The following is an 18771-nucleotide window of genomic DNA, read 5'->3' as shown; positions in this document are numbered from 1 at the left end:
GCGAAGGCGACATCAGCCGCACAACCATTTCCTGCAAAAAAGAATTTCCACCCAGCCCTATCACTTTTTGATTTTCATCCGGCACACAGGCAATTGAGAAATATTTCCATTCAGGAGCCGCCGTATGTCCCGTTCGCTAGACACCTTGTTGCGCCCCAGTCTGCTGGCCGTCGCCATCGCCCTCGGCACGCCGCTGATCAGCAGCCCGATACTCGCGGCTGAACAAGCATCGAACGTGCGCGCCTACAACCTGCCGGCGGCGCCCTTGTCGACCACGCTGAACCAGATCGCCAGTCAGGGCGGGCTCGCGCTGTCGCTCAATCCTTCGCTGGCGGCGGGCAAGACGTCGGCACCGGTCAACGGCCAGTACGACGCCGCCGGTGCACTGCGCGCAGCGCTGCGCGGCACCGGCCTGCAACTGGAACAAAGCAGCACCGGCACTTACACGCTGACCGCCGTGCCGGAAGGCACCCTGGCCCTGCCGGAAACCTCGGTCATTGGCGTGGTGAATTTTGAAAGCGCCTGGGGCCCGGTCGAAGGCTACACCGCGACCCGCACCGCTGCCGGCACCAAGACCGATACCGCGCTGGTCGAGGCGCCGCGCTCGATCTCCATTGCCACCCGTCAGCAAATGGATGACCGCAGCGTGCACAGCCTCGATGACGCTGTGCGCTACATGCCGGGCATCACCGCCAGCAGCTACGGCAGCGACACCCGCGCCGACTGGCTGCGTGTGCGCGGTTTCGAACCGACCCAGTTCCTCGATGGCCTGCCGCTGCCGAAAGGCGTGTACGCCAACCCGAAGCAGGAAACCTGGAACCTGGACCGCCTCGCCCTGCTCCGTGGCCCGGCCTCGTCGGTGTACGGCCAGACCCCGCCGGGCGGCTTGCTCGACATGGTCAGCCGCCGCCCCAGCGCTGAAGCCAGCAGCGAGGTCCAGCTGCAGTACGGGAGCGACAACCATCGTCAGATCAACTTCGCCAGCACCGGTAAAATCGACGAGGCCGGACAGTTTCTCTATGGCATCAGCGGCGTGGTGCGCGACAGCGATACACAAATCGACCACATCGAAAACAAGCGCTACAACATCGCGCCGAGCCTGACGTGGAATATCGATGACGACACCAAACTGACCCTACTGACTCAGTTCACCCGTGACGATACCGGCGTTACCAGCCAGTTCTATCCGATCCAGGGCACCAAAATCGACATGCCGTTCGGCAAGATTTCTCACCACAAGAACCTGGGCGATCCTGACTACGACTACTACGACCGCACCTACTATGCGCTGGGCTATGCCTTCGAGCATCGCCTCGACGATGTCTGGCAGTTCAAGCAGAATCTGCGTTACACCAAGTCCGACCTGTCTTTCCAGACCGTGACGGTCAACAGCTACAACCCGTCGTTCGCAGGATTCACCGTGGACGACCAAGGCAATGTCGGGCGCAGCACCACCAACGCCGATGAAGACATCAGCCAGTTCGCCGTGGACAACAATTTCCAGGCTGACTTCGCCACGGGCGATGTTCGCCACACGCTGCTGCTGGGCCTCGATCATCAGCGCAGCAATACCAACTACACCTCGATCTTTGGTCTCGCACCCGACATCAACGTCAACAACCCGATCTACGGCCAGCCGATCGAGCGCCCGGCTCGCTCCACCGCGTTCTACGACTACAACCAGAAGACCTATCAGACCGGTCTCTACGTCCAGGACCAAATTGCCCTCGACCAGTGGCGCCTGACCCTCGGCGGCCGTGAAGACTGGGTGCACACCAGCACGGAATTCTTCAACAAGGGCGACGCCACCAACACCCAGCGCGACAAGAAATTCAGTGGTAACGCCGCGATCAGCTACGTCTTCGACAACGGTTTCGTACCGTACCTGTCGTATGCCGAGTCCTTCCAGCCGACTTCGGGCGCCGACGCCACCTCGACCGGCTCGCTCAAGCCGACCGAGGGCAAGCAGTGGGAACTGGGTATCAAGTACCAGCCGCCGGGCAGCAAGACCCTGCTGAGCGCCGCCGTGTATGACCTCACCCAGAAGAACGTCGCGGTGAACACCTTCGTCAACAACGTTTCGATTACCAGCCAGACTGGCGAGGTGAAAGTCAAAGGCCTGGAGCTGGAAGCGGTCTCGGACGTGACTGACAACCTGAAGGTCATCGCTGCCTACACTCTGGCCAAATCCGAAGTGCAGAAAGGCATCGACAAGGGCAACCGCCTGCAATTGATGCCGAACCAGCAAGCCTCGCTGTGGACCGACTACACCTGGCACGCGGGCGTGCTTGACGGTTTCGGCGTGGGCGCTGGCGTGCGTTACACCGGCAACACCTATGGCGACAAGGGCAACACGTGGCTGGGCAAAGCCGATGCCTACACCGTGTTCGATGCCAGTGTGCATTATGATTTGGGCCGTCTGGACAACAGCCTCAAGGGCGCGTCGCTGGCCGTCAACGCGACCAACCTGTTCGACAAGGATTACATTTCCACCTGCGACGGCTTCTATTGCTACTACGGTGACCAGCGCAGCGTGATCGCCAGCGCTACTTACAAGTGGTAAGCGATTGAGCTGACTCAGGCCCCGTTCCCTGGCCGTCCTTCATGGACGGCTTTGGTGTTTTTGAAGGTCATGAAATGAAAAGTAAAACAATTCGCCGCTGGTCGTTCATTCACACCTGGACCAGCCTGATCTGCACGGTGTTTTTGCTGATGCTGGCGCTGACCGGTCTGCCGCTGATTTTCAGTCACGAGATCGATCATCTGCTCGGTAATGAGCCTGAGTTGCGCGAGATGCCGGCGGACACGCCGCAGCTCAATCTGCAACAACTGGTGGATGCCGCGCAGAAACACCGCCCCGGTGAAGTCATGCAGTACTTCGGCTATGACGACGAAGACCCGAATGCAGCCTTTGCGATCATGGCGAAAACCGCCGGCACCGAACCGAATTCCTCGCACACGTTCATGCTCGATGCGCGCACCGGTGAGGCGCTGGAAACCCCTTCGGCCAACGGCGGGCTGATGCTGTTCATCCTGCGCCTGCACGTCGATATGTTTGCCGGCCTGCCGGGCAAGCTGCTGCTGGCGTTCATGGGGTTGCTGTTTGTCGTGGCGATTGTTTCAGGGACGGTGTTGTACCTGCCGTTCATGCGCCGCTTGAAATTCGGCACAGTGCGTCAGGACAAATCCACGCGCCTGCGCTGGCTCGATCTGCATAACCTGATTGGCGTGGTGACCCTGACCTGGGCACTGGTCGTGGGCGTGACCGGGGTCATCAGCGCCTGCGCCGACCTGCTGATCGCGGCGTGGCGCAACGATGCGCTGACCGCGCTGGTCGCGCCCTATCGCGATGCGCCACCGCTGACCCAACTGGCGCCGGCCACGCGCTTGCTCGACATCGCCGGTGAAGTTGCGCCGGGAATGAAACCGGACTTCATCGCTTTCCCCGGTACGCGATTTTCCAGCGAGCACCATTACGCGGTGTTCATGAAGGGCGGCACGCATCTGACCTCGCACCTGTTGACGCCCGTGCTGATCGACGCCACCACCCTGAAAGTCACCGCCGTCGCCGAACGTCCGTGGTACATGGACGCCATGGGCATGTCGCAGCCGTTGCACTTCGGTGACTACGGTGGCATGCCGATGAAGATTCTCTGGGCGGCGCTCGATGTGTTGACGATTATCGTGTTGGCCAGTGGTGTCTATTTGTGGGTGGTACGGCGCAGGGCGGCCAAGCCTGTATTGGAAACGGCGGAGGCCTCGGCATGAAGCCGCGTCAGTCGAGTTTCTGGAGAGTGTTCAGCACACCGATCGTGATCGCGTTGCTCAGCGCGGCAGGGTTGTTCGCCGCGTTGCTGGGGGACGGGATCTGGGATGCGTTGAGCTGGGTTGGGCTTGGCGTGCCTGCGGTTCTGGCCATAAAGGGATTAATGCGGCGAAGCTGAGAATTCCCATGTGGGTTCTGCGCCGGACTTGAGCAGGCTATGCTGCCGATCATTGCCCTGATCGAGACCTTGCCCATGTCCGCCCCCAGCATGACCCTGTATCACAACACCCTGTCGCCCTTCGTCCGCAAAGTCATGGTGCTGCTGCACGAGACCGGCCAGCAGAATCGCGTCGCGCTGCAGGACTGTGTACTCAGTCCGGTCAACCCAAACCCGGCGCTGATCGCCGACAACCCGTTGAGCAAAATCCCCGCCCTGCGCCTGGCCGACGGCAATGTCATCCATGACAGCCGCGTCATCCTCGAATACCTCGATCAGCAGCACGTCGGCAACCCGCTGATCCCGCGAGAAGGCGCGGCGCGCTGGCGGCGCCTGACATTGGCGTCGATGGCCGACGGGATCATGGACGCGTCGGTGATGGTGCGCTACGAAATGGCGCTGCGTCCGGTGGAAAAGCATTGGGATGAATGGCTAGACGCCCAGCGCGACAAGATCCGCCGCGCCCTCGCGGTGCTGGAGAGCGAGGCGATTGCCGAGCTGACCAGCCATTTCGATGTCGCGGCGATCAGCGTGGCCTGCGCATTGGGTTATCTCGATCTGCGCTTCCCTGACATGGACTGGCGCGCGGCCAATCCGCAACTGGCCCACTGGTATTTTGAAGTGAGCCAGCGACCGTCCATGGTCGCGACGATGCCCAAGCCTTAAAGCTGCGCTGCCTGTTCCGGCCTCTTCGCGAGCAGGCTCGCTCCCACAGGATGGGTGCCATTCTCGAATCCCTTGTGGGAGCGAGCTTGCTCGCGAATGCACCACCTCGGTTCTGGCGGCAGCGCTGCAAATATCCGCGTCAGCAAAACCGCCACCTCCCTGCGCTCAGCTCTCAACCCGCTCATTGCATCGTCTCCACATCAAACTCCAGCGGCTTGGCCGACTTCACGCCAATCCCGTACCAGTCCAGTTTGCGCGTCAGCACCATGAACACGCCGAGCAGACCGAACAACATCAGCGAGCCCATCAGCAGCGCGTAATCCTCGGCGCTGAGCAACCCGTAAAGCGGGGTATACAACGCCGTCAGCCCCGCCGAAAAACTCAAGCCATGCCGCGCACTGCGCAGAACGTGACTGACATAGAAGCCGATCAGCAATACGCAGCCACTGGCCGAAAGCGCGTACGCCAAAGCAAAACCGATGTGTTCGGACAGCGACAGGAGCAGCAGATAAAAGAACGCCAGCGCCACACCGACCAAGGCGTATTGCACCGGATGCACCGCCAGGCTCTTGAGCACTTCGAACAGAAAGAAACCGGCGAACGTCAGCACGATGAACAGCAAGGCGTATTTGATCGCCCGGTCACTTTTCAGATATTGGTCCACCGGGTCGATGAAACTTACGCCGAAGCTGCGCCCGCTAAAGGCTTCGCAATCGTCGTTGTTGACGCAACGGCTCAGGGCATCTTGCAGGTTGGTGGAAAAGAAGGTGGTCTGCCAGTCAGCGCGGAAACCGGCGTCGCTGATTTCGCGATTACCGGGCAGGAAATTGCCGATAAAACTGGGATGCGGCCAATTAGCAGTGAGGCTGACGCTACTGGTCTTGCCCACCGGCAACACCTGCAATGACCCAGTGCCTTGCAGGCGCAGATCGAAACCAAAGCTCATCTCGGTGGTTTTGCTGGTGTCCAGCAACGGCAGCGTCACGCGCACCCCTTCACCGAGCCAGCCGACCTGAGTGCCTGGAACGAAGTCCAGGCGCTGGCCGTCGAGTTCCAGTTTCAGAGCATTTTCGATCCCGCGAATATCGCTGATGCCGACCGCGAGAAATGGCGGTTCAAAACGGTAGTCGCTGAAGTCTTCTTTGATCCCCAATTGCGCCGGCAATGAGAAATGGCCATTGATGCGGTTATCCGCGTGGAAAAGCCGCGCTTGATAAATACCCCGGGCGCGCAGTTCGGTCTGTACCTGACCGTCGAGTTCGAAGCGTTCCGGCAGGAAATACAAACGGCCGCGCTCTTCCCTCGGTTCGTCATAACGCTTGTTGGTTTTATAGTCGGTCTTCCAGTTATGGATCACTTTGCGATACGGCACTACCATCACCGGCCCGGTCAGCTGCTGGCTGTAGCTGGAACTGCGGGCGATGTCTTCGAGCACGCCGTCGCGCAGTTGCTGACGCTCGTCAATGATGCCGTCGATCATCAGCAACGGGATCAGCAACAGCAGGATCAATAAGGCAATCGCGCCGAGCTTGATGGTCAAATTCTTGTTCATGGGACTCTCCCTGTTTGGATGAGGAGAGTCTGCTGATCGGCCGTGGTGGTTTTGTGGGGGGAATGTGGAGATTGTGTGGAGAATGCATTCCCCTGTGGGAGCGAGCCTGCTCGCGAAGGCCGCGACTGGGTTTCAAGGCAAGCGCAAGACCACCTCAACCCCGCCCTCGACATTGCCAATGCGCATCACCCCGCCATGCAACTTGACCACTTCTTCGACAAAATTCAGCCCCAACCCCGTGCTCTTGCGCCCACTGTCGGGGCGCGGCAGCGAGTAGAAGCGTTCGGTCAGGCGCGGCAAGGCGTAATCGGGAATCGGCGCGGTTTCATTGAACAGACGACACTCGATTTGCTCGCCCACCCGCTCGGCACTGAAGCGCAGCAGCCCCTGCGCCGGGGTGAAATCCAGTGCGTTTTCCAGCAGATTGCCCAACGCCTGACGCAGCAGAAACGGCTCGCCCATCAGCAGCAAATCCCCGCCGATTGATTGCTCGACGCGCAGCTGTTTGCCTTCGATTCGCGCCGCCTGCGCCTGCAGCAATTGCTCGACCAGCACCGACAGCGGCACCGCCACCTTTTCTTCCAGCCCTTGGCGTTGTTCGACCTGGGCCAGATTCAGCAAGCGCTCGATCAACTGCTGCATCCGCGCGCTTTCGCTGTCGATGTTGCTGACAAAACGCAGACGCTGGGCCGGCGGCATCTCGCCTTGCAACAACTCCGCCGCGCCGCGAATTGCTGCCAACGGACTTTTCAATTCATGGGTGAGGGTGTGCACATAGCGTTCGACGTAAGCCTTGCCTTCCAGTTGCGTGCGCATCTGCTCGACGGCGGTGGCCAGCTGTTCAAGTTCCCCGCCGCGATAATGCGGCACTTCCACCCGCCGCCCTTCGCTCACTGCCTGGGCGTAACCGGTCAGTCGATGCAGCGCACGGCTCAGCCACCACGACAGCAGTGCGCCAAACAACAGGCCGAGGCCGATCAACCCGGCACCGTAAAACAGCAAGCGCCGTTCGGTTCGATCGACGTAGGGTTGCAGCGAGCTGTTGGGCTTGGCCACGGTGACCACCCCGATGATTTTGCCGTTGTCACGAATGGGCGCGCCGACATGCATCACCGAAGAGTTCGGATCATCCGGATCGCTGCGACTGGAGCGCGCGCCATACTCGCCGCGCAAGGTCAGGTAGACGTCGTTCCAGCGCGAATAATCCTGACCGACCGCCACGCCGCTGGAGTCGAGCACGACGATACCTTTGGCGTCGGTGACGTAGATGCGGTGGTTGACCTGATTTTTCGGCAAGCCCCAGATCGTCGCTTGCGGCTGGCGTTCGCCATAGGCGCGTAGCAGCTGCGGCCAGCGGTTCTCGCTGAGGGTGCCGGCCTTGAAATCGTCACGCAGGATTTCCGCCATCAGGTTGGCGGTGTCCACCAGCGTCTCTTCCGTGGACTGGCGCACGCCGGGGCGGATTTCCTCCATCACGGTATTGAGCACAAAGTAACCGGTCAGGCCGACAAACAGCACATACACCAGAAAGATCCGCAGCCCCAACGACATCAGCTGTGCCCCGGGCTATAGCTGTAACCGAGGCCGCGATGGGTCTGGATCGGCTCGGCGTCGGCGCGCACCAGTCGCAACTTGGCGCGCACGCTTTTGATGTGGCTGTCGATGCTGCGCTCGTACCCTGCGTCGGCGGCGACGCCCAGCGCATCAAGCAATTGCTCGCGGCTGAACACCCGCTCCGGCTGCTCGAGCAGACATTGCAGCAGGCGGAATTCGTGGCGGGTCAGGCTTAACGGCTGGCCGCGATAGCTGATTTGTACGCGTTCGGGATCAATACGAAACAGCGTCGAAACAGGCTCATTGACAGGTCGTGGTGCCATCCGTTTGAGGATCGCCCGCACACGCGCCGCGACTTCCCGCGGGCTAAAGGGTTTCACGACGTAGTCATCAGCGCCAATCTCAAGACCCACCACGCGGTCGATTTCGGCGTCGCGGGCGCTGAGAAACAACACCGGCACTTCGCTGAACCGGCGCAGCTGCCTGCAGGTCTCGAAACCACTGATGTCCGGCAGACCGATGTCGAGGATGATCAGGTCAGCCGGCGTCTGGCGCTGATGCTCCAGCGCCATCGCGCCAAGGCTCAGCCACGTGGTGGTGAACCCCTCGCCCTGCAAGGCAAAAATCAGCGTGTCGGCAATCGCCGCTTCGTCTTCGACAATCAGGATATGCGGCATGGCATCCGAGCCCGTGGCAGGTAATGCGCGAACGGTGCCCCAAGCCCGGGGTTACGTCAATCAGACCACTTAACAGTCAGGTTTATCGGCGGTGTAGCGACGCGCCGGATTGACCGCCGCGTCGAACTCGCGCAAGGCCTTGGCCCCGATCAACAGCGGGTAATTGAAGTGGCTGCGGTCGGTCAGATTGACCTCGACGGTGCGCTTGACGTTGCCCAGGCAAAGCTCCAGATCGACCACCGGCCGCTTGGCGACATCGGAAGCGTCGCGTTCTTCGTCGTCCTCGTCGGAACGGCTTTTGATTTTGCTGATGCGCGCTACCTTGTGTTCGAACACCTTATTGCTGGCGTCCTTGGTGGCGAGGCGGAAACGCACCCACTCGTCGCCATCACGGGTGAACATTTCGATGTCCTTGGCCGACAGCGACGCGGTCAGCGCGCCGGTGTCCATCTTGGCCTTGAGCACTTCGCCGCCGATTTCCGGCAGCGCGATGTATTCGTAGCGCCCGTAAAGGGTCGGCTCGGCGGCCATGACCGGCAGCGCGACGAGGGCAAACAGTGCAAGGAGAGATTTCACGTAGGGGGCTTCCTTGGAAAATGGTGGGCGGCAGACGTGGGATTTTAGACCGTTGCACGCTTGATCGTTCCCACGCTCTGCGTGGGAATGCATCAGGTGACGCTCTGCGTCACAGGGACGCGGAGCGTCCCGGGCGGCGCTACCACGCAGAGCGTGTGAACGATCAGGTTAACGCGCCTAAAGTGAAACATTCGTCAGCGCCGATTTGGCCTGTTGCCCGAAGCCACTTATCATGGCGCGCCCAACCGACTTCATAGAGTTGCTTATGCGCCGCCTGCTCACCGGCTGTTTCGTCACCCTGCTGCTGTTGCTCAACACCCTGATCCTGATAGGGCCGTTGATGCTGTTCGCCCTGCTCAAGCTGGTTGCACCCGGGCGCTGGCGCGACTACGCATCGGGGGCGGTGATGTGGATCGCCGAGACCTGGGCCGAGATCGACAAGCTGATCTTCCAGCTGTGCATCCCGACGCAGTGGGACATTCGCGGCGGCGATGATTTACGCCGCGACACCTCGTATCTCGTCGTCAGCAACCACCAGTCGTGGGTCGACATTCCGGCACTGATCCAGACCCTCAACCGGCGCACGCCGTTTTTCAAATTCTTCCTCAAGAAAGAGCTGATCTGGGTGCCGTTTCTGGGGCTGGCGTGGTGGGCGCTGGATTACCCGTTCATGAAGCGCTACACCAAGGCGTTTCTGGCGAAGAACCCGGAACTGGCGGGCAAGGATCTGGAAATCACCAAAGCGGCGTGTGAGCTGTTCAAGCGACAGCCAGTGACGGTGGTCAATTATCTGGAAGGCACGCGCTACACCCTGGCGAAAAGCACGCAGCAGGCTTCACCGTTCAACCACCTGCTCAAGCCAAAGGCCGGTGGCGTGGCGTTCGTGCTGGCGGCGATGGGTGAACAACTCGATGCGATACTCGACGTCACGGTCGTATACCCCCAAGAGAAAATCCCGGGGTTCTGGGACCTGATCAGCGGCGACGTTCCGCGCGTGATCATTGACATCAAGACCCGGGAACTCGACCCCGCGCTGTGGCAAGGCGATTACGAGAAAGACCCGGTGTTTCGCGAGCGCGTCCAGAACTGGGTCAACCAGCTCTGGACCGAGAAGGATCAGCGCATCGCCGCCTTGCGCAACGAGCGCCGTTGACTCAACTGCCGGTGCCGGTGCCCCAAATGCTGCCCAGACTGCTCAACAGCGAACCGCCGACGCCCTGCTGACCGAGGTATTGCAACAGCACCGGGGCAAACTGACCGATCATGCCGGTGTCCATGCCCAGTGCGCTGAAGGCATTGTTCAGGTCGTTGGTGTCCTTGACGTTGCCCAACGCATTCTCCAGCCCGGCGGATTTTCCGGACGAACCGAGCAAAGCCCCCAGCGCCGCGAGATTGCCACCGCCGCCGGACAATTTATCGATGCCCGGCACTTCCTTGGCCAGTTGCGAATAATCTGTGCTGCTCAACTGATTCTTTGCCAGGCCCAGCATCGCACTGGTGCCGCCGACGGCTTGTTCGGGCGTGACATCCAGCGCACTCAGGGCGCTGAGCAAACCGGCGGTCTCCGACGTCGGCGCCGCAGCGGCCGCCTTGTCACCGCCCTGCATGCCCGATACCGCACCGGCTACGTCATTCAGACTGAAACCGGCAAACACCGGGCCGGCGGCCAGGGTCAGGAGCGATGCCAGGGCAAAACCGCGTGAAATCTTCATTCAGACATCCTCTTGTGAAAAAGCTGTCACCGTTGAACAGCGACCAAACTGCCGGTTTGACCCGTGATTGGCTGGCATGTTCCGGGGTGCACGGGAGCATTCTCACCCAAGGCCCGTAGCGAAAATGTGAAAGCACACATAAAAACGGCGACCCTGAGGTCGCCGTTTTGTGTCGCGGTAAAATCCTTACGCCGCACTGAACAACTTGTGCGGATCAATCACAAACTTCTTCGGCACACCGGCATCGAACTCGCCATAGCCTTCCGGCGCCTGATCGAGGCTGATCACCTGCACGCCCACCACTTCGGCGATGTTGATGCGGTCCCACATGATTGCCTGCATCAGTTGGCGGTTGTACTTCATGACCGGGGTCTGGCCGGTGTGGAAGCTGTGGGACTTGGCCCAGCCCAGGCCGAAGCGAATGCTCAGGCTGCCCATTTTCGCGGCGGCGTCCACGGCGCCCGGATCTTCGGTCACGTAGAGGCCCGGAATACCGATCTTGCCGGCTACGCGCACCACGCCCATCAGCGAGTTGAGCACGGTGGCCGGGGCTTCGGCCTTGACGCCGTCGTGGCCATGGCCGCGCGCTTCGAAACCGACGCAGTCCACCGCGCAATCCACTTCCGGCTCGCCCAGCAGCGCGGCGATCTGTTCATGCAGTGGCGTGTCTTGCGACAGATCGACGATCTCAAAACCCTGCGCCTTGGCGTGCGCCAGGCGGATGGTGTTGACGTCGCCGATGATCACCACGGCCGCGCCGAGCAAGCGCGCGGATGCCGCAGCGGCCAGACCGACCGGGCCGGCGCCGGCGATATAAACGGTACTGCCCGGACCCACGCCGGCCGTCACTGCGCCGTGATAACCGGTCGGCAGGATGTCGGAGAGGCAAGTCAGGTCGCGGATTTTCTCCATGGCCTTATCGCGGTCCGGCAGTTTCAGCAGGTTGAAATCGGCGTACGGCACCAGCACGTATTCGGCCTGGCCACCGGTCCAGTCGCCCATGTCGACGTAACCGTAAGCGCCACCGGCACGGGCCGGGTTGACGGTCAGGCAGACGCCGGTGTGTTGCTCCTTGCAGGAACGGCAGCGCCCGCAAGCGACGTTGAATGGTACCGAAACCAGATCACCGATTTTCAGGTTCTCGACGTCGGAGCCCTTTTCGATCACCTCACCGGTGATTTCATGGCCCAGTACCAGACCGGTCTGCGCCGTGGTCCGGCCGCGCACCATGTGCTGGTCGGAGCCGCAGATGTTGGTGGAAACCACTTTGAGAATGACCCCGTGCTCGATCTTGCGACCGCGCGGGTCCTGCATTTTCGGGTAGTCGATTTTCTGTACTTCGACCTTGCCAGCGCCGAGATACACCACACCACGATTGCCAGACATGCTTTCACCTCGCTGTTGTTTTTATGGAACTGCGTTGCCCCGGTTGGGCAGCGCGTTGAGTGCTCGGGTATTGCTCGTTGGTCTTGCGTTGTCAGTTATGGCCCCTTCGCGAGCAGGCTCGCTCCCACTTTGGAATGCGTACCCCTGTGGGAGCGAGCCTGCTCGCGAAAGCGATCTAGAGAACGACGGTTCTGTTGGCGTTTAGGAACACCCTTCTTTCAATGTGATACCCCACCGCCCGGGCCAACGTCAGGCCTTCGATATCCCGCCCTTTGGCGATCAGGTCTTCGGGGTAATGGCTGTGATCCACGGCCTCGACGCCCTGGGCGATGATCGGCCCTTCATCGAGGTCGTTGTTGATGTAATGCGCGGTGGCGCCGACCAGCTTCACGCCTTTGTTGTAGGCCTGGTGATACGGCTTGGCGCCCTTGAAACCGGGCAGCAGCGAGTGATGAATGTTGATCGCCTTGCCATCAAGCTTGCGGCACAGCTCCGGCGACAGCACCTGCATGTAGCGGGCGAGAATCACCAGCTCGGCGCCGGACTCTTCGATCACCTGCCAGACCTGACGCTCCTGCGCCGGCTTGTCGTTGGGGTCGAGAGGGAAATGGTAGTAGGGAATCTCATGCCAGTCGGCCAACGGCTTGAGGTCCGGATGGTTGGACACCACCGCCGCCACATCCATCGACAACTGGCCGATGCGCTGGCGGTAGAGCAAATCGTTGAGGCAGTGATCGGCCTTGGAGACCATGATCACCACTTTTGGCCGGTAGTTCGGCGCGGTCAGTTCGAAGACCATGCCGAACGCCTGCCCGCGCTCGGCGAGGCCGGCACGGAAGGATTGCTCATCAAAGCCGTCGGGCTGACGGAATTCCACACGAATGAAAAAGCGCCCGGAGAGGCGATCATCGAACGAGTGGTGCTCGGTGACGTAGCAACCCTGCTCGAACAGAAAACGCGTGACCGCGTCCACCGTGCCGAGGACGCTGGGGCAGTCGGCGGTCAGAATCCATGTGTCTGGGGCGCGGCTCATGGTGCGGTGACTCCTGTTCTTTGTGCGGGGTGTCAGGTTATTCCCTCACCCTAGCCCTCTCCCAGGGGGAGAGGGGACTGACCGAGGTGTTCTTTCGAGCTGCGCCGACCTGAAATACCGAGCCGAACTCAGGTTCGATAACAACACAAATCTGCTCCCTTCCCCCTCGCCCCCCTGGGGGAGAGGGCTGGGCGGGCGGCGTTCCGATGAGGGGGTAGCTTTTGATCTTTCAGGCCTGAACGCTCAAACCGTATTCCGCCGAAGCATCCTGCAGCCACAACCACCAGTAATCCGAGAAGCTGCGACGAATCAGCAATTCCCAAGTGTCTTCAGCGGTGTGACGAATCATCAGCTGCGATTTGGCAAACACCGTTCCCACCGCTTTACCGACAGGGAAGTTGTTGGGATGCACGTCATAGCTGGTGGATTTCATCAGCACCTGACGCACGTTCGGCCCGCTCAATTCGAGGATCTGCTGACCGCCGCTGACGTTGACGATCGCAATGTGCAGGTCGCCCAGCGCTTCACGCAGTTTCTGCTCGGCAGCGAATTCTTCACCGCTCGGCACAATCAGCAGCCACTCGTCCGGGCCCATCCATTGCAGGCTGGTTTCGCCTTTGACGATGACGCTCAGGGCGCCGGGCAGTTCGATGCCCAACGCCTTGTGCACACCGGCGGCGAACGCTGCATCGTGGCCATCGCCACGAATGGTCAGGTGGCCGAGAAGCTTCTTTTCACGCACGATCACGCCGGCGTTCTTGCGGCCCTTGCCGACCAGGCTGACGAGGTCGGCGTGGTGCAGCGACGACTCGGCCCGGGCCCCGGTGGTCGGACGTTGTTGGTACACGTTGGCTGTGGTCATAAAGCACCTTTCCTGAATTCTGTTGGTCCTGCGGTGGCTGAACCGCCGCTTTCGCGGGCAGGCTCGCTCCCACAGGGGAACGCAATCGAATGTGGGAGCGAGCCTGCTCGCGAATAGCCGCCCGCCCACCGTCCTCGAGGACGTCAGATATTCTGCCGCTCACCCTTCGGATCGAAGAACACCGAAGAAACGATTTCCGCCTCGATCACGCTGCCATCGGCCAGTGGTGCGAACACCCGCTCGCCCAGACGCTTCAGACCGCCCTTGACCACGCCCATGGCAAACGAATAACCGAGGGAGTTGTGCGCGTAGCTCGAAGTCACGTGGCCGACCATCGTCATCGGGATGGCCTGCTTGGTGTTGAACACCAGCTGCGCGCCTTCCGGGAGCCAGACGTTCGGATCGATCGGCTTGAGGCCCACCAACTGCTTGCGTTGCTCACGCACGCAGTCTTCACGGTTCATGCCGCGCTGGCCGATCCACGAGAACGGTTTGGTGCGACCGACACACCAACCCATGTTCAGGTCGTCCGGGGTCATCGAGCCGTCAGTGTCCTGCCCGACGATGATGAAGCCCTTCTCGGCACGCAACACGTGCATGGTTTCGGTGCCGTATGGCGTCAGGTTGTACTGCTTGCCGGCCTCGACGATTTTTTCCAGCACGCCCATCGCATAGTCGGCCTGCACGTTGACTTCGTATGACAGCTCACCGGTGAACGAGATGCGGAACACCCGCGCCGGCACATCGCCGACCAGACCTTCTTTCCAGGTCATGAACGGGAACGCTTCGCTGCTCAGATCGATGTCCGTCACGGCGCTGAGCAGCTTGCGGCTGTTCGGTCCCGACAGCGTCATGGTCGCCCAGTGGTCGGTGACGGACGTGAAGTACACCTTCAGGTCCGGCCATTCAGTCTGGTGATACAGCTCCAGCCACTGCAGCACGCGAGCGGCGCCGCCGGTGGTGGTCGTCATGACGAAATGGTTGTCGGCCAGACACGCCGTGACGCCATCGTCGAAGACCATGCCGTCTTCCTTGCACATCAGGCCGTAACGGGCCTTGCCGACGTCAAGTTTGGTCCAGGCGTTGGTGTACACGCGGTTAAGGAACTCGCGGGCATCCGGGCCTTGAATGTCGATCTTGCCGAGGGTCGACGCGTCGAGCAGGCCGACGCTGTCGCGCACGGCTTTGCATTCGCGCTTGACCGCCGCATGCAGGTCTTCACCGTTTTTCGGGAAGTACCATGGACGTTTCCACTGACCGACGTCTTCAAACTCGGCACCGTTTTTCACATGCCAGGCGTGCAGCGCGGTGTAACGCACCGGTTCGAAGATGTGCCCACAGTGACGACCGGCCACGGCGCCGAAGGTCACCGGCGTGTAGTTCGGACGGAACATGGTGGTGCCCATCTGCGCGATGGTCACGTTCAGCGAACGGGCGGCGATGGCCAGACCGTTGACGTTGCCGAGCTTGCCTTGGTCGGTACCAAAACCCAGCGCGGTGTAGCGTTTGACGTGCTCGACCGACTCGAACCCTTCGCGGGTCGCCAGTTCGATGCCACCGGCAGTGACGTCGTTCTGGAAGTCGACGAACTGCTTTGGCGCACGCGCCGAATTCTTCTCGTGGGGCACCTGGAACAGCGCCAGGGTGGGCTCTTCAAGACGGCTCAGGGCTTTTGGCAGCACGCCTTCGACGGTCTGGAAACCGGCTTCAGCCGCAGCGCGTACACCACCCTCGAAACCGTCCGCCAGGGAATCGCCGAGAGCGTAAACGCCATTGATCCCTCCGACGCACACGCGTTTTTGCGGCGCGTCACCCGGAACGAAACCAAGGATGTCTTCACGCCAGACCGGCTTGCCGCCCAAGTGCGACGCCAGGTGAACGACAGGGCTGTAACCGCCGGAACTGGCGATCACATCACAATCGAGCCACTCGCCCGGACTGGTCACGGCATGCGCTTTGACATCAATCGCGGCAACCCGGGCAGCGGTCACGCGCTTGCTGCCTCGGGCCTCGATCACGGCACTGCCGGTGAGGATCCGAATGCCTTTGGCGCGGGCTTCTTCCACCAGCGCGCCACGCGGATTGCTGCGTGCATCGGCGATGGCGACCACTTGCAGGCTGGCGTCGAGCCAGTCCAGCGCCACGCGATAGGCGTGATCGTTGTTGGTCGACAGCACCAGCTTTTTGCCCGGTGCCACGCCGTAGCGACGCACGTAAGTCGACACCGCACCGGCGAGCATGTTGCCCGGCACGTCGTTGTTGCCGTACACCAGCGGACGCTCATGAGCGCCGGTCGCCAGCACCACGCGTTTGGCGCGGACGCGGTGGATGCGCTGACGTACCTGACCGATTGGCGCACGGTCGCCGAGGTGATCGGTCAGCCGTTCGTGAATGGTCAGGAAGTTGTGGTCGTGGTAACCGTTGACCGTGGCGCGCGGCAACAGCAGCACGTCCGGGGTGTTTTTCAATTCTGTGATGACACTGGCCACCCATTCCATCGCCGGTTTGCCGTCCAGGCTTTCGCGGGAATCGAGCAAGCTGCCGCCGAACTCTTCCTGCTCATCGGCGAGGATCACTCGGGCACCGCTGCGCGCCGCTGCGAGGGCAGCCGCGAGACCCGCCGGGCCGGCACCGACGATCAGCACGTCGCAGTGCTGGTTCATGTAGTCGTAGGTGTCGGGATCGTTCTCGGTCGGCGAACGACCGAGGCCCGCTGCCTTGCGGATGTACTTCTCGTACGTCATCCAGAACGATTGCGGGTACATGAAGGTTTTGTAGTAGAAGCCCGGCGGCATCAGCTTGCCGCCGACCTTGCCGAGAATGCCCATCATGTCGTTGTTGACGCTCGGCCAGCCGTTGGTGCTGGTGGCGACCAGGCCCTGATACAGCGCCTGTTGCGTGGCGCGCACGTTGGGAATCTGCGTGGCTTCGGTCGCGCCGATCTGCAGCACCGCGTTCGGCTCTTCCGAGCCGGCGGCGAAGATGCCGCGAGGACGCGAATACTTGAAGCTGCGACCGATGATGTCGACGCCATTGGCGATCAGCGCCGAGGCCAGGGAATCGCCCTCGAAGCCTTTGTAGCTCTGACCATTGAAGGTGAAGCTCAGCACTTTGTTGCGGTCGATCCGTCCACCGTTGGACAGGCGATTGGTCTGGCTCATACCTTCTCTCCCAGCGCCGTCGTGGCGGTTTTCACAGCACCAGCCTTGTCGGTGAATTGCGGCTTCTCGCCGATCTTGTAGCTCTCGAGAATCTCGTAGGTCACGGTGTCGCGGGTAACGTTGAAGTACTGACGGCAACCGGCAACGTGATCCCACAGTTCGTGGTGCAGACCGCGCGGGTTATCGCGGAAAAACATGTAGTCGCCCCACTCTTCATCGGTGCAGGCGTTTGGGTCCAGCGGGCGCGGAATGTGCGCCTGACCGGATGCATGGAATTCCTCTTCGGAGCGCAGTTCGCCGCAGTGAGGACAGAAGATATGCAACATAGGGATTTCTCCTGTTAGTGGGCGACGGCAGCAGCGCCGTGTTCGTCGATGAGGGCGCCGTTGTGGAAACGGTCGATGGAAAACGGGGCGGCCAAGGGGTGCATTTCACCCTTCGCGAGGCTTGCGGCAAACACGTTGCCCGAACCCGGTGTGGCCTTGAAGCCGCCGGTGCCCCAGCCGCAATTGAAGAACATGTTCGGCACCGGGGTTTTCGAGATGATCGGGCAGGCGTCCGGCGTGGTGTCGACGATGCCGCCCCACTGGCGGTTCATGCGCACCCGCGACAGCACCGGGAACATCTCGACGATGGCCTGAATCGTGTGCTCGATCACCGGGTACGAACCGCGCTGGCCGTAGCCATTGTAACCGTCGATACCGGCGCCGATCACCAGGTCGCCCTTGTCGGACTGGCTGATATAACCGTGCACGGCGTTGGACATGATCACGCTGTCGATAATCGGCTTGATCGGCTCCGACACCAGCGCTTGCAGCGGGTGGGATTCGATCGGCAGGCGGAAACCGGCGAGTTTGGCCATGTGGCCGGAGTTACCGGCGGTGACCACACCGACGCGCTTGGCACCGATGAAGCCCTTGTTGGTTTCCACGCCGATGCACACACCGTTTTCCTTGCGGAAGCCAATCACTTCGGTCTGCTGGATCAGGTCCACGCCGAGGGCATCGGCGGCACGGGCATAGCCCCAGGCCACGGCATCATGACGGGCAACGCCGCCGCGGCGCTGGACGGTTGCGCCCATGATCGGGTAGCGGGTGTTTTTCGAGCAGTCGAGGTACGGAATCTCATCAGCCACTTGCTTGGCGTTGAGCAGTTCGCCGTCGACGCCGTTGAGGCGGTTGGCGCTGACCCGACGCTCGGAATCACGGATGTCTTGCAGGGTGTGGCACAGGTTGTAGACGCCACGCTGGGAGAACATCACGTTGTAGTTGATGTCCTGCGACAGGCCTTCCCACAATTTCATCGCGTGTTCGTACAAGTGCGCCGACTCGTCCCAAAGATAGTTGGAACGTACGATGGTGGTGTTGCGCGCAGTGTTACCGCCGCCCAGCCAGCCCTTTTCAACCACGGCGACATTGGTGATGCCGTGTTCCTTGGCCAGGTAATAAGCGGTCGCCAGGCCGTGCCCGCCGCCGCCGACGATGACCACGTCGTAGACCTTTTTCGGGGTGGGCGTGCGCCACATGCGCTGCCAGTTTTCGTGGTGGCTGAGCGAGTGTTTGAACAGGCCGAAGCCGGAATAGCGTTGCATAGTCATTGCTCCAAAGTC

General features: G+C 61.3%; 16 protein-coding genes. 5 read left to right on the top strand and 11 right to left on the bottom strand.

The window, feature by feature from the left end; genetic code table 11:
- Positions 1-124: 124 nt before the first annotated feature.
- The 4 genes from HU727_RS23555 (at position 125) to HU727_RS23540 (ending at position 4649) form a co-directional block, all read left to right on the top strand.
- Complete coding sequence (locus tag HU727_RS23555) at positions 125-2563, top strand: TonB-dependent siderophore receptor (RefSeq protein ID WP_186532947.1); 2439 nt, start codon at positions 125-127, stop codon at positions 2561-2563.
- 74 nt (positions 2564-2637) lie between these two features.
- Positions 2638-3768: a PepSY-associated TM helix domain-containing protein gene (locus HU727_RS23550; RefSeq protein WP_186532948.1), complete on the top strand. Its 1131-nt coding sequence runs from the start codon at positions 2638-2640 to the stop codon at positions 3766-3768.
- Entirely contained in the window at positions 3765-3944 is a 180-nt protein-coding gene (locus HU727_RS23545; protein WP_186532949.1) for a hypothetical protein, read from the top strand. Before HU727_RS23550 ends, HU727_RS23545 begins: the two co-directional genes overlap by 4 nt.
- A 75-nt stretch (positions 3945-4019) precedes the next feature.
- Positions 4020-4649: a glutathione S-transferase family protein gene (locus tag HU727_RS23540; protein ID WP_186533030.1), complete on the top strand. Its 630-nt coding sequence runs from the start codon at positions 4020-4022 to the stop codon at positions 4647-4649.
- A gap of 181 nt (positions 4650-4830) precedes the next feature.
- Here the strand turns inward: HU727_RS23540 and creD are convergent, their stop codons facing one another.
- From creD to rloA2, 4 genes are all read right to left on the bottom strand, one after another.
- On the bottom strand, positions 4831-6201 hold the full coding sequence (creD, locus tag HU727_RS23535) for a cell envelope integrity protein CreD (RefSeq protein ID WP_186532950.1): 1371 nt from the start codon (positions 6199-6201) through the stop codon (positions 4831-4833).
- 132 nt (positions 6202-6333) lie between these two features.
- Positions 6334-7752: a two-component system sensor histidine kinase CreC gene (gene creC, locus HU727_RS23530; RefSeq protein WP_186532951.1), complete on the bottom strand. Its 1419-nt coding sequence runs from the start codon at positions 7750-7752 to the stop codon at positions 6334-6336.
- Positions 7752-8432, bottom strand: a complete 681-nt coding sequence (gene creB / locus HU727_RS23525; RefSeq protein WP_186532952.1) for a two-component system response regulator CreB — start codon at positions 8430-8432, stop codon at positions 7752-7754. Before creB ends, creC begins: the two co-directional genes overlap by 1 nt.
- Before the next feature lie 69 nt (positions 8433-8501).
- Positions 8502-9008, bottom strand: a complete 507-nt coding sequence (gene rloA2 / locus HU727_RS23520; RefSeq protein WP_186532953.1) for a retropepsin-like aspartic peptidase RloA2 — start codon at positions 9006-9008, stop codon at positions 8502-8504.
- A gap of 265 nt (positions 9009-9273) precedes the next feature.
- Here rloA2 and yihG point away from each other — a divergent pair, with 265 nt between their 5' ends.
- Positions 9274-10161, top strand: a complete 888-nt coding sequence (gene yihG, locus HU727_RS23515; protein ID WP_186532954.1) for a 1-acylglycerol-3-phosphate O-acyltransferase, YihG family — start codon at positions 9274-9276, stop codon at positions 10159-10161.
- Between the two features lies 1 nt (position 10162).
- On the opposite strand, the gene HU727_RS23510 is transcribed toward yihG, so the two are convergent.
- From HU727_RS23510 to HU727_RS23480, 7 genes are all read right to left on the bottom strand, one after another.
- Complete coding sequence (locus HU727_RS23510) at positions 10163-10720, bottom strand: DUF2780 domain-containing protein (protein ID WP_186532955.1); 558 nt, start codon at positions 10718-10720, stop codon at positions 10163-10165.
- A 186-nt stretch (positions 10721-10906) separates the two neighbouring features.
- Positions 10907-12106 carry a formaldehyde dehydrogenase, glutathione-independent gene (gene fdhA / locus HU727_RS23505; RefSeq protein ID WP_186532956.1) on the bottom strand — a complete coding sequence of 400 codons (1200 nt, stop codon included), beginning with the start codon at positions 12104-12106 and terminating at the stop codon, positions 10907-10909.
- A gap of 175 nt (positions 12107-12281) precedes the next feature.
- A complete protein-coding gene (gene purU, locus HU727_RS23500) occupies positions 12282-13139 on the bottom strand; it encodes a formyltetrahydrofolate deformylase (protein WP_186532957.1) in 858 nt (285 codons plus the stop codon).
- A 229-nt stretch (positions 13140-13368) separates the two neighbouring features.
- Positions 13369-14001: a sarcosine oxidase subunit gamma gene (locus HU727_RS23495; protein WP_186532958.1), complete on the bottom strand. Its 633-nt coding sequence runs from the start codon at positions 13999-14001 to the stop codon at positions 13369-13371.
- Between the two features lie 143 nt (positions 14002-14144).
- Positions 14145-17162 (bottom strand): sarcosine oxidase subunit alpha, encoded by a 3018-nt coding sequence (locus HU727_RS23490; protein ID WP_186532959.1) that lies wholly within the window; start codon positions 17160-17162, stop codon positions 14145-14147.
- Entirely contained in the window at positions 17159-17488 is a 330-nt protein-coding gene (locus HU727_RS23485; RefSeq protein ID WP_186532960.1) for a sarcosine oxidase subunit delta, read from the bottom strand. The genes HU727_RS23490 and HU727_RS23485 overlap by 4 nt, the downstream gene beginning before the upstream one ends.
- 14 nt (positions 17489-17502) lie before the next feature.
- Positions 17503-18753, bottom strand: a complete 1251-nt coding sequence (locus HU727_RS23480; RefSeq protein ID WP_186532961.1) for a sarcosine oxidase subunit beta — start codon at positions 18751-18753, stop codon at positions 17503-17505.
- Between the last annotated feature and the right edge of the window lie 18 nt (positions 18754-18771).

The sequence above is a fragment of the Pseudomonas khorasanensis genome (genome assembly GCF_014268505.2).
In the GTDB taxonomy this organism is placed as follows: domain Bacteria; phylum Pseudomonadota; class Gammaproteobacteria; order Pseudomonadales; family Pseudomonadaceae; genus Aquipseudomonas; species Aquipseudomonas khorasanensis.
This window is presented reverse-complemented; position numbering and strand designations above follow the sequence as displayed.